This window comes from Kitasatospora sp. NBC_01266, assembly GCF_036242395.1.
Classification (GTDB): domain Bacteria; phylum Actinomycetota; class Actinomycetes; order Streptomycetales; family Streptomycetaceae; genus Kitasatospora.
The window spans coordinates 8,145,062-8,159,782 of record NZ_CP108458.1; the positions used below are offsets into that span (position 1 = coordinate 8,145,062).

11 protein-coding genes are annotated in these 14,721 nt (G+C 74.1%); 4 read left to right on the forward strand and 7 right to left on the reverse strand.

The features are described 5' to 3' along the window. Positions 1–172: 172 nt before the first annotated feature. The 3 genes from OG403_RS34910 to OG403_RS34920 all read left to right on the forward strand — a co-directional run bounded on the left by OG403_RS34910 (position 173) and on the right by OG403_RS34920 (position 2,544). On the forward strand, positions 173–367 hold the full coding sequence (locus OG403_RS34910; protein ID WP_329571587.1) for a hypothetical protein: 195 nt from the start codon (positions 173–175) through the stop codon (positions 365–367). 2 nt (positions 368–369) lie between these two features. Continuing rightward, a complete protein-coding gene (locus OG403_RS34915) occupies positions 370–609 on the forward strand; it encodes a hypothetical protein (RefSeq protein ID WP_329571589.1) in 240 nt (79 codons plus the stop codon). A 96-nt stretch (positions 610–705) separates the two neighbouring features. After that, the gene (locus OG403_RS34920; protein ID WP_329571590.1) at positions 706–2,544 is read left to right on the forward strand and encodes an AfsR/SARP family transcriptional regulator; all 1,839 of its coding nucleotides are present in this window, start codon (positions 706–708) and stop codon (positions 2,542–2,544) included. On the opposite strand, the gene OG403_RS34925 is transcribed toward OG403_RS34920, so the two are convergent. Next, positions 2,537–3,343: a leucyl/phenylalanyl-tRNA--protein transferase gene (locus OG403_RS34925; protein ID WP_329571592.1), complete on the reverse strand. Its 807-nt coding sequence runs from the start codon at positions 3,341–3,343 to the stop codon at positions 2,537–2,539. The genes OG403_RS34920 and OG403_RS34925 overlap by 8 nt on opposite strands. Beyond that, positions 3,340–6,723 (reverse strand): amino acid adenylation domain-containing protein, encoded by a 3,384-nt coding sequence (locus OG403_RS34930; RefSeq protein ID WP_329571594.1) that lies wholly within the window; start codon positions 6,721–6,723, stop codon positions 3,340–3,342. The genes OG403_RS34925 and OG403_RS34930 overlap by 4 nt, the downstream gene beginning before the upstream one ends. A gap of 363 nt (positions 6,724–7,086) precedes the next feature. On the opposite strand from OG403_RS34930, the gene OG403_RS34935 reads away from it, so the two are divergent. Continuing rightward, positions 7,087–10,269, forward strand: coding sequence for a putative bifunctional diguanylate cyclase/phosphodiesterase (locus OG403_RS34935; RefSeq protein WP_329571596.1), 3,183 nt, complete (start codon positions 7,087–7,089; stop codon positions 10,267–10,269). Positions 10,270–10,318: 49 nt separating this feature from the next. On the opposite strand, the gene OG403_RS34940 is transcribed toward OG403_RS34935, so the two are convergent. From OG403_RS34940 to OG403_RS34960, 5 genes are all read right to left on the reverse strand, one after another. Continuing rightward, the gene (locus OG403_RS34940; RefSeq protein WP_329571598.1) at positions 10,319–11,542 is read right to left on the reverse strand and encodes an NAD(P)/FAD-dependent oxidoreductase; all 1,224 of its coding nucleotides are present in this window, start codon (positions 11,540–11,542) and stop codon (positions 10,319–10,321) included. A gap of 147 nt (positions 11,543–11,689) precedes the next feature. Further along, entirely contained in the window at positions 11,690–12,571 is an 882-nt protein-coding gene (locus OG403_RS34945) for a metallophosphoesterase family protein (RefSeq protein WP_329571600.1), read from the reverse strand. Positions 12,572–12,635: 64 nt separating this feature from the next. Next, on the reverse strand, positions 12,636–13,418 hold the full coding sequence (locus OG403_RS34950) for a ferritin-like domain-containing protein (RefSeq protein WP_329571602.1): 783 nt from the start codon (positions 13,416–13,418) through the stop codon (positions 12,636–12,638). 149 nt (positions 13,419–13,567) lie between these two features. Continuing rightward, entirely contained in the window at positions 13,568–14,347 is a 780-nt protein-coding gene (locus OG403_RS34955; RefSeq protein WP_329571604.1) for a hypothetical protein, read from the reverse strand. Continuing rightward, entirely contained in the window at positions 14,344–14,643 is a 300-nt protein-coding gene (locus OG403_RS34960; RefSeq protein ID WP_329571606.1) for a PadR family transcriptional regulator, read from the reverse strand. Before OG403_RS34960 ends, OG403_RS34955 begins: the two co-directional genes overlap by 4 nt. Positions 14,644–14,721 lie beyond the last annotated feature (78 nt).

The window sequence follows — 14,721 nt, forward strand, 5'->3', positions numbered from 1 at the left end:
TTCCTGACGGTTTGGGCGATTTGTGCCAGCGGTGCCTTGCTGCATGCAGCATGCTGCATGCCAGATGGTCTTGGCCCGTACCGAGTGAGGCGGCAGTCTTCAGCCATCGACGGATTCCCGGGGCTCTCCCGGTTGACTTCCGCGTTCCTGACCCATGAACCAAGGAGAGAACATGCCGGCAGCCCGCAAGCTGGTCATGGTTGCCGCCGCCTTCCTGGTGGCCTTCGTCCTGCCGGCTGTGAGCGCCCAAGCGATCACGGCACGGCCGGGCCCTGCCGCGGTGACCGAGACCGCGTTCGGGTCGACCGGAACCGAGTCCGGGGTGACCGGCCAGATCCTGAACGTGGACACCGGCTGGGGGCACTGAGCGTGGCCCCGCGCGAGCTGCCCGGCCCGGACTCCGGAGCGGAGCAGCTGCGGTTGGCCTTGGCGCTCGCCCTGGCGGCGGCCGGTGGGGCACTGGTGGCGGCGGCGCTCCGGGGCCACCGGGCGCGGCTCCAGCTGCGCCGGGCCATCGAGGTGCTGGCCGAGCCCGTGCCGCCCGAACTCCGCCCCGCCCCGGCCCGGCCCGCGCCGCCCGATGCCTGGTGGGGGCCGGGGTGGCCGTGAGACCCGGACATCGCCCGGGCCGACCCCGGTGGAACCAGGGTCTGTACGGCGCACTTGAGCGTTGATCCGAAGGAGGGAGATCCGATGCTGGATCATATGGCTACCCCCCGACCTGTGTTGTCGAGCGGCCCCGCCACGGAGCGCGCCGGCGTGCGCTTCCGGGTGCTGGGAGAGCTGTCGGTGGAGGTCGGCGGACGACCACTGCCGCTCGGGCCGGTCAAGCAGCGACTCGTCCTCGGGGTGCTGCTCTGCCACCCCAACACGACCGTCTCGACCGAGCGGCTGACCGAGGCGCTCTGGGGCGGCGAGCCGCCCCGCTCGGCCCGCAAGAACCTGCAGGCCTACGTCTGCGGGCTGCGCAAACTCCTGGAGCTGCCGGGCGAACCGAGTCGGCTGGTCCACCAGGGCGCGGGCTACGTGCTGCGGGTCGGGCCGGTGGAGTCGGACCTGCTGCGGTTCGAGGAGCTCGCGCGGGCCGGGCGGCAGGCCGCGCGGCTGGGGGCGGGCGAGCACGCCGCCCGGCTGCTGCGGGAGGCGCTCGACCTCTGGACCGGCCCGCTGCTGGCCGATCTGAGCGGCTGCGAGGCGGTCGGCGCCGAGGCCGAGCGTCGCGAGGCGCGTCGGCTGGCGGTCTACGAGGACTGGGCCGAGGCCGAGTTGGAGCTGGGCCGGGCACCGGTGGTGGCCGAGGCGCTCGCCGAGGTGCTCGCCGAACACCCGCTGCGCGAGCGGCTCTGCGCCGCCCAGATGACGGCGCTGCACCGCTCCGGGCGGCAGAGCGAGGCACTGGGCCTGTACAACGACCTGCGCCAGTTGCTCGCCCGGCAGTTGGGCCTGCAGGTCAGCCCGGCCCTGGAGGCGCTCTACCGGTCGATGCTCGGTGGTCCGCCGCAGCCCGCGACCGCGCCCCGGCAGCGCACGGAGCGCACCGAGCGCGCGGTGACCCGCACCGACACGATCCTGCCGGCCGACCTGCCGGACTTCACCGGCCGGCAGTCCCAGGTCCGTGAACTGCTCACGGTGCTCGCCGGATCGGCCAGGACGGCCGTGGTCACCGGTCCGGTCGGCGTCGGCAAGACCACCCTCGCGGTGCACGTCGCGCACCGGCTGCAGCAGGAGTTCCCCGACGGGCGGATCACCGTGCGGATGAGCCGGGAGGACGGCTCGGCCCGGCCGCTCGGCCGGGTGCTCGCCGAACTCTGCCGCTTCGCCGGGCTGCTGGACACGGTCCCGGAGGACGAGGAGGAGGCCGCGGCGCTCTGGCGGTCCTGGCTGGCCCGGCACCGGGTCCTGCTGCTGCTGGACGACGCCCCGCACGAGGGCAGCATCCGCCAACTGCTGCCCGGCGCCGGGGCGAGCGCCGTGCTGGTCACCAGCCGCTGTCGGCTGGTGGGTCTGGGCCCGGTCCACCGGCTGGAGTTGGGGCCGTACCCGGTCGGCGAGGCGGTCGACCTGCTCGGGCGGATCGCCGGTACCGCGCGGATCGCGGCGGACCGCCCGGCGGCGGAGCGGATCGCCACCGCGGTGGGCCTGCTGCCGCTGGCCATCCGGGTCTGCGGCTCCAAGCTGGCGGTGCTCCGCCAGCTCTCGCCGGCCGAGTACGCCACCCGGCTGGACGGCAGCCCGGCGCTGCTGGACGAGTTGGCGGCCGGTGACCTGGCCGTCCGCACCCGGCTGGCCTGCTGGTGGGGCGCGCTGCCCGAGGCCCTCCGGGCGGCCCTGCGCTCGCTCGGGCAACTCCCCTCGCCGCTCTTCACGTTGAACGAGGCGATGGCCGTCTTCGGCCAGGATGGGGAGGCGACCATGCGGGTGCTCGAGGGCCTGATCGAGAGCTGCGTGCTGGACTGCTCGTTCAGCGAGGTCTCCGCGCACGCCGCGCTCTACGAGGTGCCGCTGCTGACCCAGCTGTACGCGCGCGAGCAGGCCGCTAGCTGAACGGGTTCGATCCGCCGGTGGGCCGCGGTGCGTCCAGGGCCAGGGCGCGTGCCGGTCTGCCGCCGACCGGCGGACGGCCGGCGGCGGGCCCGCGCAGGGTCGCCAGGTACTGCGGGCGGGGGATGGGCACGGCGCCGAGGGTGCGGATGTGCGGGCTGTCCCACTGGACGTCCAGCAGGTGGCCGCCGGCCTCGGCGAAGCGGGCGGCCAGGTCCGCGATGGCCACCCGGGAGGCGTCGGGGCGGCGGTGGAACATCGAGTCCAGGCTGAGCACCGGGCCCACCCGCACCCCGAAGGCGCCGCCGATCAGCTCGCCGTCCGCCCACACCTCGGCGCTGTGCGCCGCCCCGCGTTCGTGCAACCGGGCCAGGGCGGTGCGCAGTTCGCCGGTCAGCCAGTGCCGGTCCCGCCCGTCGGCGCAGCCCGCCAGCACCTCGGGGAAGGCCTGGTCCAGGCTGGTCGACCAGTCGTCCCGGTTGCGCAGCCGACGGGCCAGCCGGCGCGGCAGCCGGGCCCGGCCGACACCGATCACCAGGCGTGGGTCCGGCGACCACCAGGCCACCCGGTAGGCGGCCTCGGCTTCGCCCAGCAGTGTGATCCGGCCCGCCGCGACCTGGTCCTCGTAGAGTGCCTCGTTGAGGCAGCGGGCGTACTCGTCGGGCGCGGGTAGCGGAAAGAGGCCGTGGCGGTAGGCGTCCAGCAGGCCCTCGGCGCTCAGGTCGGCGCAGAACGCGGCGGGCGCGTCGGTCGGCGCCGCGGCGAGGTCCAGTCCCCGCCACCCGCCGGGCGGCCCGCTCATCGGGACCGCTCCACCGCTGCGGTCGGCGCGCCCAGCCAGCCCTCGGCCCGCAGCGCGCCGAGATAGAGATCGAGCAACGCCTCGTCCACCGGTGGTAGTTCGATGCCGCTGCCGGCCAGCGCCTGCTCCGCGAGCGAGCGGTCGAAGAGCGGGAAGGTGGGCCGGAAGTACATCTCACTGATCGACTGCCGCGAGCCGGGCGCGCGGTCGACGAAGAGCGGCAGGAACGCGGCCATCGGATGGGTCGGGTGACCGGCGGCGAACCGCACCAGGGCCCGGACCCAGTCCTGGTAGGGGAGTTCCTCCACCGGGTAGCCGTGCGCCCGCAGCCGTTCGGCGAGCACGGCCAGCGGCACCGGGCGCGGGCTGGTCAGGTGGTAGACGTCCCCGGCGGCCCGGGCGTGCGCGGCCAGGTGGGCGAAGGCCTGGCTGAACCGGTCGGCCGGCACGAAGTCGAGCAGCAGCTGCACGTCGGGGCAACTCCCGGTATCCGCGATGTACTTGACCAGGGCGCAGAGCTCGGTGCCAGTGTTGAGCACGCCGTTGGCCAGCGAACCGGTCACGTCGTTGGTGCGCACGATGGTGACCGGCAGCCCGGCCGCGGCGGCCTGCTGCAGCATGGACTCGGCCACCCACTTGCTCTCCACGTAGCCCACGCCCAGGCGGTCGGCGTGGTCCAGCGGGGTGCGCTCGTCGACCTCGGCCACGCCGGCCGCACCGAAGCCGGCCAGCACCGCGAGGCTGGAGAGGTAGTGCACCGGGATCCCGCGGTGCCGACCGGCCAGCCGGATCACCTCGCGGGTCGCCGCCACGTTGGCCGCGTGCAGGTGGCGGTACGGGTAGATGAAGTTGACCTGGCCGCCCAGGTGGTGGATCGCGTCCAGCGAGCCGGACAGCTCCTCGAACCGCTGCTCCGTCAGCCCGAGCAGCGGTTCGGCGAGATCGCCGACCAGCGGGCGGACCCGGTCCGAGGCCAGGTCCTGGCGCAGGAAGCGCTGCTGCGCGGCGCGGATCCGCTCCCGCGCGTGCTCCTCGTCGGGCGCCCGGACCAGGCAGTGGATCACCGCGTCGGTGGTGGTCAGCAGGGTGTCGAGCAGGTGGCTGCCGCAGAAGCCGGTGGCGCCGGTGAGCAGCAGCCGGGCCGGGCGGTCGCGGCGCGGCAGCGGACGCCCGGTGGTGCGGATCGGAACGTCACCGGGCCGGGCGTCGGCCACCAGGTCCAACTCGCCGGCGGCCTGGTCGCCCCCGGCGCGTGCGGTGAGGATCGCGGTGGCGAACGCCCGCAGGGTGGCGTCGTGCAGCAGCGCGCGGGTCAGGAAGCGGATCCAGCCGACCTCGATGCCGAACATGATCCGGGCCCGTGCCAGCATCTCCATCAGCAGCAGGGAGTTGCCGCCCAGCTCGAAGAAGTCGTCGCCGTCGCCGACCTGTTCGACACCGAGCACCTGGCACCAGAGCTGCGCCGCCCCGTCGCGGGTCGCCGCCAGGTGCGCCGCGCCATCGGCTGCCGCTCCCCTCGGGGCCGCGCCGTCGGCCGCCGCGCTGCCGTCCGCCGCTGGCACCACCTCGATTCGGCGTCGCAACTGCGGCTCGGTGCTTGGCAGTTGCCTGCGGTCGATCTTGCCGGCCGGGGTCAGCGGCATCCGGTCGAGCAGCACGTAGTCGGCCGGGACCATGAACGGCGGCAGCCGCTGCGCGAGGAAGCGGCGCAGCTCGGCCCGACGTGCGCCGGCGTCCGACTCGTGACGGTCGGTCAGCGTGTAGAAGGCGGTCAGGGTCCGGTCGCCGTCGTCGTTGCGGTCCGCGCAGACCCGCACCAGCCGCACCGCCGGGTGGGTGGCCAGCACGGACTCGACCTCGACCGGGTCGACCCGGAAGCCGCGTACCTTCACCTGGTCGTCGAAGCGGCCGGCCAGCTCCAGCATGCCGTCCGCCCGCCACCGCCCGGCGTCCCCGGTGCGGTACATCCGCCCCCAGCCCGCGGCCGGGGGCGCCCCCACGCCGGGGTCGTCCGCGTACGGGTCGGGCAGGAAGCGCTCGGCGGTGAGCGCGGGGTGCCGCCAGTACCCGAGGGCGAGCCCCGGCCCGGCGAGGTGGAGTTCGCCCCGTTCGCCGGGGCGCACCGGGCGCAGCTCCGGATCCAGCAGGTGCACCCGGCTGCCCGGCAGCGGGTCGCCGATCGGGACCGGCGCGGTGACCGCGGCACCGGCCAGCAGTTCGGGGGTGATGTCGCACAGGGTGGAGGTGACGGCGGCCTCGGTGACCCCGTAGGCCTGCACCAGCCGGGTGGCGGGCAGCCGGCGCAGGCAGGTGCGGCAGTCCTCGCTGTGCACCGTGTCCCCGCCGACGATCAGTAACCGCAGGTCGGACGGGGTGGGCTGGTGGTCCCGGAGCAGGCCCAGGAGCTGGTGCCAGTAGGCGGGAGTCAGGTCGGCGACGGTCAGCCGCAGGCGCGGCAGCCGGTCCAGCAGCTCGGTGGGCGCCCAGCCGCCGGGGCCGCCCATGACCAGGGTGGCGCCGCTGAGCAGCGTCGCGAAGACCTGCTCCAGGGCGGTGTCGAAGCCCAGCGCGGCCAGTTGCAGCACCCGGTCGGCGGGAGTGAGCCGGTAGGCCCGGTTGACCCCGCCGAGGGTGAAGACCAGCGCGCCGTGGGTCACCAGCACGCCCTTGGGCGCTCCGGTGGTCCCGGAGGTGTAGATCAGATAGGCGGGATCGCCCGCCAGCGCGCGCTCGGTGGGCCCGGGGAGCCGCTCCGGGTACGGCAGCCCGGCCTGCGCGCCGCGCCGCTCGCGGTACTCCTCCACCAGCACCAGCTCGGGCGGGTGGCCGGCGAAGCGCCGGCGCCCGCCGTGGGCGGTGATCAGCAGCTCGGCTCCGCTGTCCGCCACCAGTTGGGCGAGCCGGCGGTCGGGGTGGCCCGGGTCGAGCGGCAGCAGGGTGGCGCCGGACTTGAGCACCGCGAGCATCGCCACCACCAGGTCCAGGCCCCGCGGCAGACAGACCGGCAGCACCCTTCCCACCCGCGCGCCCCTGGCCCGCAGCGCACGGGCCAGCCGGTCGCTGCGTTCGTCCAGTTCGCGGTAGCTGAGCCGGCCCTCCTCGGCCAGCACGGCGAGCGCCGCCGGTGCCCGTGCGGCCCGGTTCCGGAACAGGCCCGGCACGGTGTCGCCGCCGGCCCGCCGGCCCGCCGCCGTGGTCAGCCCGCTCCAGCACCGCTCGATCTCCGCCAGGCACTCCTGCCGGGAATTCGCGGTGAATCGGCACCGCCAGCCGACCGGGACCGGGAATTCGGCCGGCCAGATCGCGTACTGTCCTACCGCATTGCACAGAACGGAGTGGCGGGCTCCCGGGCCCGCTGCGGTGTCGATCGATTCGTCCACGGCTCGAACCTCAAGGGGGCCGGAATCGCGCGGGGTCCCGGCACCAGGTCACGGTAGGACCGGACGCACCGCTGTCCCTCCCGACTATACTCACAGGGATGGCACTTGGTGACCGGTCCGGCCTGTGCGCCGATCAATCGCCCCGGCCCACCGGTGTCCCAGCCAGCCGCCGGTCCGCCGTTTCCCAACCGTGGCGGATCTGCCGACGACACCCTGTCAATTTCCCTTTCCCGGCCGGGTGCCCCGCTTTCGTAACAATTTTTCCGACAGGTCCAGCAGGTATTCCGAACGGTTTTCCAGCCGCCTCGGGACACGTATTCCGACCGGGACGCATCATCCGGATCCGCTGGGGAGGTAGTGCTCTTGACACGTCAGCGACAGCGGCTGATGGCCGGCTACCTGACCTGGATGGTGGTCTGTACCGGCATCTACTACGCGTATCCGGGCCAGCGGATCATCTGGTGGACGGGCATCGGGCTGGGCGGTGTGACCGCCATCGTGATCGGGGTCCGGCTCAACCGGCCCGCGCACCCGGTGCCGTGGCTGCTGCTGGCGGCGGCCAACCTGAGCTTCACCGCCGGCGAGGTCGTCCAGGTCATCCAGACCCAGTTCCTGCACCTGAACAACCCCTTCCCGTCGGTGGCCGACGGCTTCTACCTGGCCGAGTACCTGCTGTACGCGGCCGGTGTCTGGGGCTTCATCCGCTGGCGCACCGCCCACCAGGACCGCGCCAGCCTGATCGACGCGCTGACCCTGACGGTGGGCCTGGGCCTGCTGTCCTGGATCTACCTGATCCTGCCCTACGTGCACACCCCGGACCTGACCTGGGTGCAGAAGGCCGTCTCGATCGCCTATCCGCTGGGCGACATCCTGATCCTGGCGATGCTGGTACGCCTGCTGGTGCCGCGCGGCGGCAACAGCCCCGCGCTGCTGCTGCTCACCGCCGGCACCGTCGGCCTGCTGGTCTCCGACGTGCTCTACGGCCTGATCCAGCTGCACGGCACCTGGCGCATCGGCACCCCGGTGGACCTCGGCTGGGCCGCCTTCTACTGCGCCTGGGGCGCCGCGGCGCTGCACCCCTCGATGGTCGAACTGACCCGCCCGGTCCCCACCCAGCAGTCCGACATCACCGCCGGACGCCTGGCCCTGCTCACCCTGGCCTCGCTGATCGCGCCGGGGATCCTGCTGGTGGAGGCCTCGCACGGGGTGACCAGCCACGCCGCGGTGATCGGCGGCTGCTCCGCCGTGCTCTTCCTGCTGGTGCTCTCCCGGCTGGCCGGCATCGTGCTGGTGCACCGCCAGGCGCTGGCCCGCGAACGGGCGCTGCGCGAGGCCGGCGCCGCGCTCACCGCCGCGGTGAGCGTCGACGAGGTGGTCAACGCCGTGCAGGCCGCGATCGCGCGGCTGATGCCCCGCGAGGACGGCCACCAGGCGCTGCTGGCGGTCAGCGAGGACGGGTCCCTGAGGGTGCGCCGGGCCAGGCGCGGCAACGGCGGCTGCCCCGGGATCGACCAGCCCGACCAGGTGCTCGCACTGGCGGCGGTCACCGAGACCCGGCTGCTGGACACCGGCGAACTCGGGCCCGCGCTGGCCGCCGGACTCGGCGCCATGCCCCGGATCCTGGTCTGCCCGCTGGCCCTGGAGGAGCGCCCGATGGGCGACCCGCTGGTCGGCGCGCTGGTGGTCACCGGCACCGAGCAGGAACTGACCGCTTTATGGGACTCGCTGGAGATCGTGGCGGCCCAGTCCGCACTGGCCGTGGAGCGGGTGATGCTCAGCCAGGAGGTCGCCCAGCGCAACAGCGAGGCCTACTTCCGGACCCTGGTGCAGAACGCCTCCGACGTGATCCTGATCCTCACCGCCGACGACACCATCCGCTACGCCAGCTCCTCGGCCGAGCGGGTCCTCGGCAACCCGCGCCTGGACGGCACCTTGCTGACCGACCTGGTACCCACCGAGGACAGCCGGATGGTCGGCCAGGCGCTGACCCGGATGCGCTCGCGGGAGAGCGCCGAGCAGCGCGAGCACTGGCGGCTGCTGCGGCAGGACCACACCCCCATCGAGGTCGAGGTCCGCTGCAACGACCTGCGCGCCGACCCCACCGTCGGCGGCCTGGTGCTCACCCTGCGTGATGTCACCGAGCAGCGCCAGATGGAGCGCGAGCTCACCCACCGGGCCTTCCACGACTCGCTGACCGGCCTGGCCAACCGGGTGCTCTTCCAGGACCGGGTGGGCCACGCGCTCTCCCGCAGCGAGCGCGGCGGCACGGTCACCGGTGTGCTCTTCCTGGACCTGGACGACTTCAAGGTGGTCAACGACACCCAGGGGCACGCGATCGGCGACGAACTGCTGGTCGCGGTGTCGCTGCGGGTCTCCACCGTGCTGCGCACCTCGGACACCGCCGCCCGGCTGGGCGGCGACGAGTTCGCCGTCCTGGTCGAGGACGCGCTGCGGCCGGCCGACATCGAGGCACTCGCCGACAGCGTGCTGGGCGCGCTCGCCGAGCCGTTCCGGCTGAGCTCGGGCGCGGTGCGGATCGGCGCCAGCATCGGGGTCGCCAGCACCGAGGACAGCGTGGACGCCGCCGAGCTGCTCACCCACGCCGACCTCGCGCTCTACGCGGCCAAGGCGGCCGGCAAGCGGCAGTGGCGCCGCTACCAGCCGGCTCTGCAGGCGGGCCTGATCGAGCGGCACGAGATGGGCGAGCACCTCGACACGGCGATCGCCCACTGGGCGTTCGCGGTGCACTACCAGCCGATCGTCGACCTGCCCACCGGCGACCTGGTGGCCTTCGAGGCACTGGTCCGCTGGCCGCACGACCAGCGCGGCCTGGTGCTGCCGGACGAGTTCATCCCGGTGGCCGAGGAGAGCGGGCAGATCGTCCAGCTCGGCGCCTGGGTGCTGGAGCAGGCCGTCGCCGACACCGCGCGCTGGCAGGCGCAGAGCGACGCCCGCCGGCGGGCCTCGGGCAGACCCGGGCTGCGGGTCAACGTCAACGTCTCGGCCCGCCAGTTCCGCGACGCCGGGTTCGTGGACGTGGTCCGCGAGGCCATCCGCAGCTCCGGGCTCGCGCCGGGCTCGCTGATCCTGGAGCTGACCGAGAGCGTGCTGATGCGCCGCGACGAACGGGTGCGGGCCGACATGCAGGCGCTCGCCGAGCTCGGGGTCGGGATCGCCATCGACGACTTCGGCACCGGCTACTCCTCGTTGAGCTATCTGCGCGAGTTCCCGATCTCCATCCTGAAGATCGACAAGTCGTTCATCGACGGCCTGGCGCTCTCCGAGCAGCAGTACGCGCTGGTCGAGGGCATCACCCGGATCGCCGACACGCTCAGCGTCCAGGTCATCGCCGAGGGCATCGAGAACGCCGCCCAGCGCGACCTGCTCACCTCGATGGGCTGCCCGCTCGGCCAGGGCTACCTCTTCGCCCGCGCCCTGACGGCCGACCACGCCGGCGCGCTGGTGCACGGCGACGCCGGCCTGGCCGGCCTGCAGAGCCGGCGCGGCCGCCCGGAGCTGGCACCGGTGCCGATCACGCCGCCGTGATGCGGGGGAGCGGGCCGCCGGTCCGGGCCCCGCTCACAGGTCGGCCCGCTCACAGGTCGGTGAGCGGCACGTCCGGGTCGGCCAGCCTGGCCGGGTCCACCGCCCGCTTGGCGCGGACCAGCTCGCGGATCGGGTCGGTGACGTCCCAGACGTTGACGTTCATCCCGGCCAGCACCCGGTCGCCGGCCGTCCAGAAGGCGATGAACTCGCGCCCCGGCACGTCACCCCGGCAGATCACCCGGTCGTAGCCGCCGGGCTCGACGTAGCCGGTGTACTCCATGCCCAGGTCGTACTGGTCGGTGAAGAAGTACGGGACCCGGTCGTAGGCGACGTCCTGACCGAGCATCGCCCGGGCGGCGGTGCGCGGCTGGTGGACGGCGTTGGCCCAGTGCTCCACCCGGATCGGGCGGTCGAACAGCGGGTGGTGGGCGCTGGCCACGTCGCCGGCCGCGAAGATGTCGGGGTCCGAGCTGCGCAGGCGCTGGTCGGTGGTGATGCCGTCGGCCACCGTCAGGCCCGCCTGCTCGGCCAGCGCGGTGCTCGGGCGGATGCCGATGCCGACCAGCACCGCCTCGGCCGGCACCACGGAGCCGTCGGCCAGCCGGACCCCCGTCACCGCGCCGTCCGCGCCCAGGATCTCGGTCACCTGGGCGTTGAACCGGAACTCCACGCCGTGCTCCTGGTGCAGCCCGGCGAAGACCTCGGCCATCTCCCGGCCGAGCACCCGCAGCAGCGGCAGTTCGAGCGACTCCAGCACGGTGACCTCGACCCCGGCCGCCCGGGCGGCGGCGGTCACCTCCAGGCCGATCCAGCCCGCCCCGATCACCGCGATCCGCCGGGCGGAGCGGAAGAGCGTCCGCAGCCGGTCGCTGTCCGCGACCCGCCGCAGGTAGTGCACCCCCGCCAGGCCGGCCCCCGGTACCGGCAGCTTGCGCGGGGAGGCGCCGGTGGTGAGCAGCAGCCTGGCGTAGTCGAGCGTGCTGCCGTCGGCCAGGGTGAGCCGGTGGGCGGCCGGGTCCAGGCTGGTGACGGCGGTGCCCAGGCGCAGGTCGATCCGCTGCTCCTGGTACCACTCGGCGGGGTGCACGTAGATCTTCTCCCGCGGGTCCTTGCCGAGCAGGTAGCCCTTCGACAGCGGTGGCCGCTCGTAAGGGAGTTCGTCCTCCTCGCCGATCAGCACCAGCGGACCCTGGTACCCCTCCTCACGCAGGGTCCGGGCCGCCTGGGCTCCGGCCAGGCCGGCTCCGACGATGACGTGGGCGGTGGCGTCCATGCTCGCTCCTTGCTGCCGATCGGGAGGCGCCCGGCGGGCGCTCGGTGCACGCGGTCTCCGGTGCGTCCATCACAGCGGGTCCGAGCCGGGCCGACGTGTCCCGACACGCGAGCGCCGCCCGATCGGGAGCCGACAGGCGGCCGGGAGTCAGTCCTGCCAGAGGCGCTCGGTCAGCGCGCGCAGCTGCGGCTCGTCCAGCGCGGCGACGACCTGGCCGGCGTGCGGGTCGCGGGCGTGCAGGGTGTGGATCAGCGGCGAGGACGGTCCGCCCAGCTCGATCACGCTCGCGGCGGCGCCGCGCACCACCCGCAGGGTGTCCGCCGGGGCGGTCACGTCGATCCGGTCGGACACCCCGGGGGTGACCCAGACCGGCACGCCGGCCAGCAGGCCGAGCAGCTGCAGGTGGTAGTGGCCGCACAGGACGATCCGCACGTCCGTGCCGCGGATCACCTCGGCCAACTGCTCGGGGTTGCGCAGGCCCAGGGCCCGATGGAACTCGATGTCGAGCGCGACCGGCGGGTGGTGCAGCACCAGGACCGTGCCCTGCGGCGCCGGCGTCGCCAGCACCTCGCGCAGCCAGTCGAGTTGGTCCTGGCCGACCCGGCCGTGGGCCCGGCCGGGGACCAGCGAGTCGAGGGTGACGAACCGGTAGCCGCCGACCGTGCTCACCGCGGCCCGCTCACCCTCGGCCGAGTCGATGGCCCGCTCGGCGCGCTCCGCGCCACTGGGGTCCAGGTGCCCGGTGCCGAGTGCCTCGGCGAAGGCGGCGCGCTCGTCGTGGTTGCCGGTGCTGTAGACCACCGGGGCGTTGCGGGCCGAGGCGAACGCGCCGATCAGCTCGCGTACGGCGACGTAGGCCTCGGGCGCGCCGGCGTCGGCCAGGTCGCCGCTGACCACGATCGCGTCGGGGTCGGGTATCGAGGCCAGGTCGGCGAGCAGCCCGCGCAGGACCTCGGTGGTGTTGACACCGTTGGCGTTCGGGGCGTTCACGGCGTCGAGATGGGTGTCCGAGAGGTGGAGGATCCGCATGCGAAAGGACGCTACAAGATCAACCGGACCGCTGTCCCCCCGCTCGGGTGACGCCGGGGCGGGCTCAGGCGAAGGACTCGTGCACGGGCGGGCCGCCCAGGGCGTTGCGGTTGTGCGGCATCGTCAGCGTCAGCATCCGCCGGTGGCCGCCGCCGAACCGCTCGTACGCGTACACCCCGTGCACGCCGGCGGCGAGCAGCGCGGACTTCGCGCGCGGCCAGCGCAGGATCTCGCCCAGGTGCGCCAGCACCGCCAGGCTGACGTCCCGGTAGGTGCGGATCTCGGCGTGCGAGGTCTCCTGAAGGGTGGTCAGGATCAGCCGTCCGTGCCCGCCCGCCGCCAGCCGCAGCAGCTCCTCATGGCAGTAGGCGAGGTGGTTGTCCTCGTCGGCGGAGATCATCCGCACCGCGCGTCCGACCTCCGGGTGGCCGTCGAAGACCTTGCGCAGCAGCTGCATCTGCTCGGCCGCCCGCTGCTCGGTGACCCGGCTGTGGGCCAGGTAGACGATCACGTCCCGCTCGGTCAGCGGCTCGTCGCGGCGCAGCCGGGTGTGCGCCAGGCCGATGCCCTGGCGCTCCAGGATCATCGTGTAGTCGGTGTCGTCGGGCACCGGGACCGGCGCCAGACCGCGCTTGTGCAGCAGGGCGTTGAAGATCCGGCCGTGCTTCTCCTCGTCGGCCCCGTGCCGGGCGATCTTCGGGGCGAGCTCCTGGTCCTCGACCAGCTGGGCGATCCGCCCGTTCTCCCAGCCGCCCTGGTCCTCGCCCTTGGCGGCGATCGAGCAGAAGAGCTGGAAGGCCTGGTCGTTGTTGTGGATCTCCTGGAACAGACTGCGGGCTGAGAGCACCTGGACCACCTTCGCGCGGAGACCTGATCATCGCTCAGTGAACTCAGTCCGGGAGTCCGGCGGCAACAGCTGACCCGCCCGTTTGCCCCGTCCGGGGGACCGCCGTCGCGCGGACGGCCCGCACCGGTGGCGGGTGGGCCCGGTCGGTCTCAGTCGATCGGTACGGAGCGCAGGTCGCGCAGCGTGCGCGCCAGTGTCCAGGCCGGGAGCAGCAGTGCGGCGCCCGCCGCGACGGCGAGCGGACCGGGATGCGGGTGAGTCGCCGCACAGCCCAGTACCAGGGCGCCGGCCAGCGTGGTCGCGGCGGCGAGCGTGCCCAGGCCCAGGCGGAGCCGGCCGGAGCGGGGCGCGACCAGCACCGGCGCGGTGAGGGAGGCCAGGATCCGGCAGCCCTGCACACCGCCGGTCGCGATCGCGCCCCAGCGGGCGGCCAGTACGGCGTCGCGCCAGGGGCAAGGGGCGAGCGCGCTCGGGCCCAGGTGGGCGGCGGCCAGCGCGCCGGCGCCGAGCAGCGCCGGGCCGGTGAGGCGGCGCACCGCCACCTCGGCGAGCAGCAGGGCCGTGGTGCCGGTCAGCCGGGGCAGCGGAGCGACCAGCAGCAGGCCGAGCACGAGCAGGGCCAGCCAGGCGGTGGCCGGCCAGTGGCCGCCGATCCGTGCCGTCAGCGGTGCGCCCTGCTCGGCGGCCAGTTGCCCGAGCCCGGCACTGACCAGCGCGGCGGCCACGGCCAGCGTCGCCGCCCGCTGCCCCCGTTGCAGGCGGGAGTCGGCCGGCCAGAGCAGCGGGTGCAGCCACAGGTCCGCCATAGTGAGCACCAGCCCGGGCCAGGACCGCCAGCCGGCTGCCCGGGTCTCGGCCTCCAGCGCCTCGCCCCAGCGTTCGCGGAACGCGCCGGGGTAGAGCCTGACCAGGAGCTGGTGGAGCCTCACGTGGCCTTCAGCCCGAGGCTCTTCAGGCCGGCCCTGGCCACCTTGGCCATGGCGCGCAGCTCCTGCTCCAGCACCTGCCGGCCGAGCGGGGTCAGCCGCACCGGCCGTTGGCGGCCCTGGCCCTCGGCGGGCTGGATGAGCTCCTTGGCCTCCAGCCGGGTGAGCGCGCCGTAGAGGCTGCCGGGCCCGAGCCGTTCGCCGACCAGTTCCTCGATCGCCGTGTTGATGGCGTAGCCGTGCAGCGGCCCGTCGGCCAGCACGCACAGCACCAGCGTCTGGGCGTCGTACGCCTGCATCGCCTGGCGCTCCCTCCACTCGTGGCCGGCGCGCTCACGATACTACGCGGCGGGTAGTACGCACCGAGTAGTACTTGC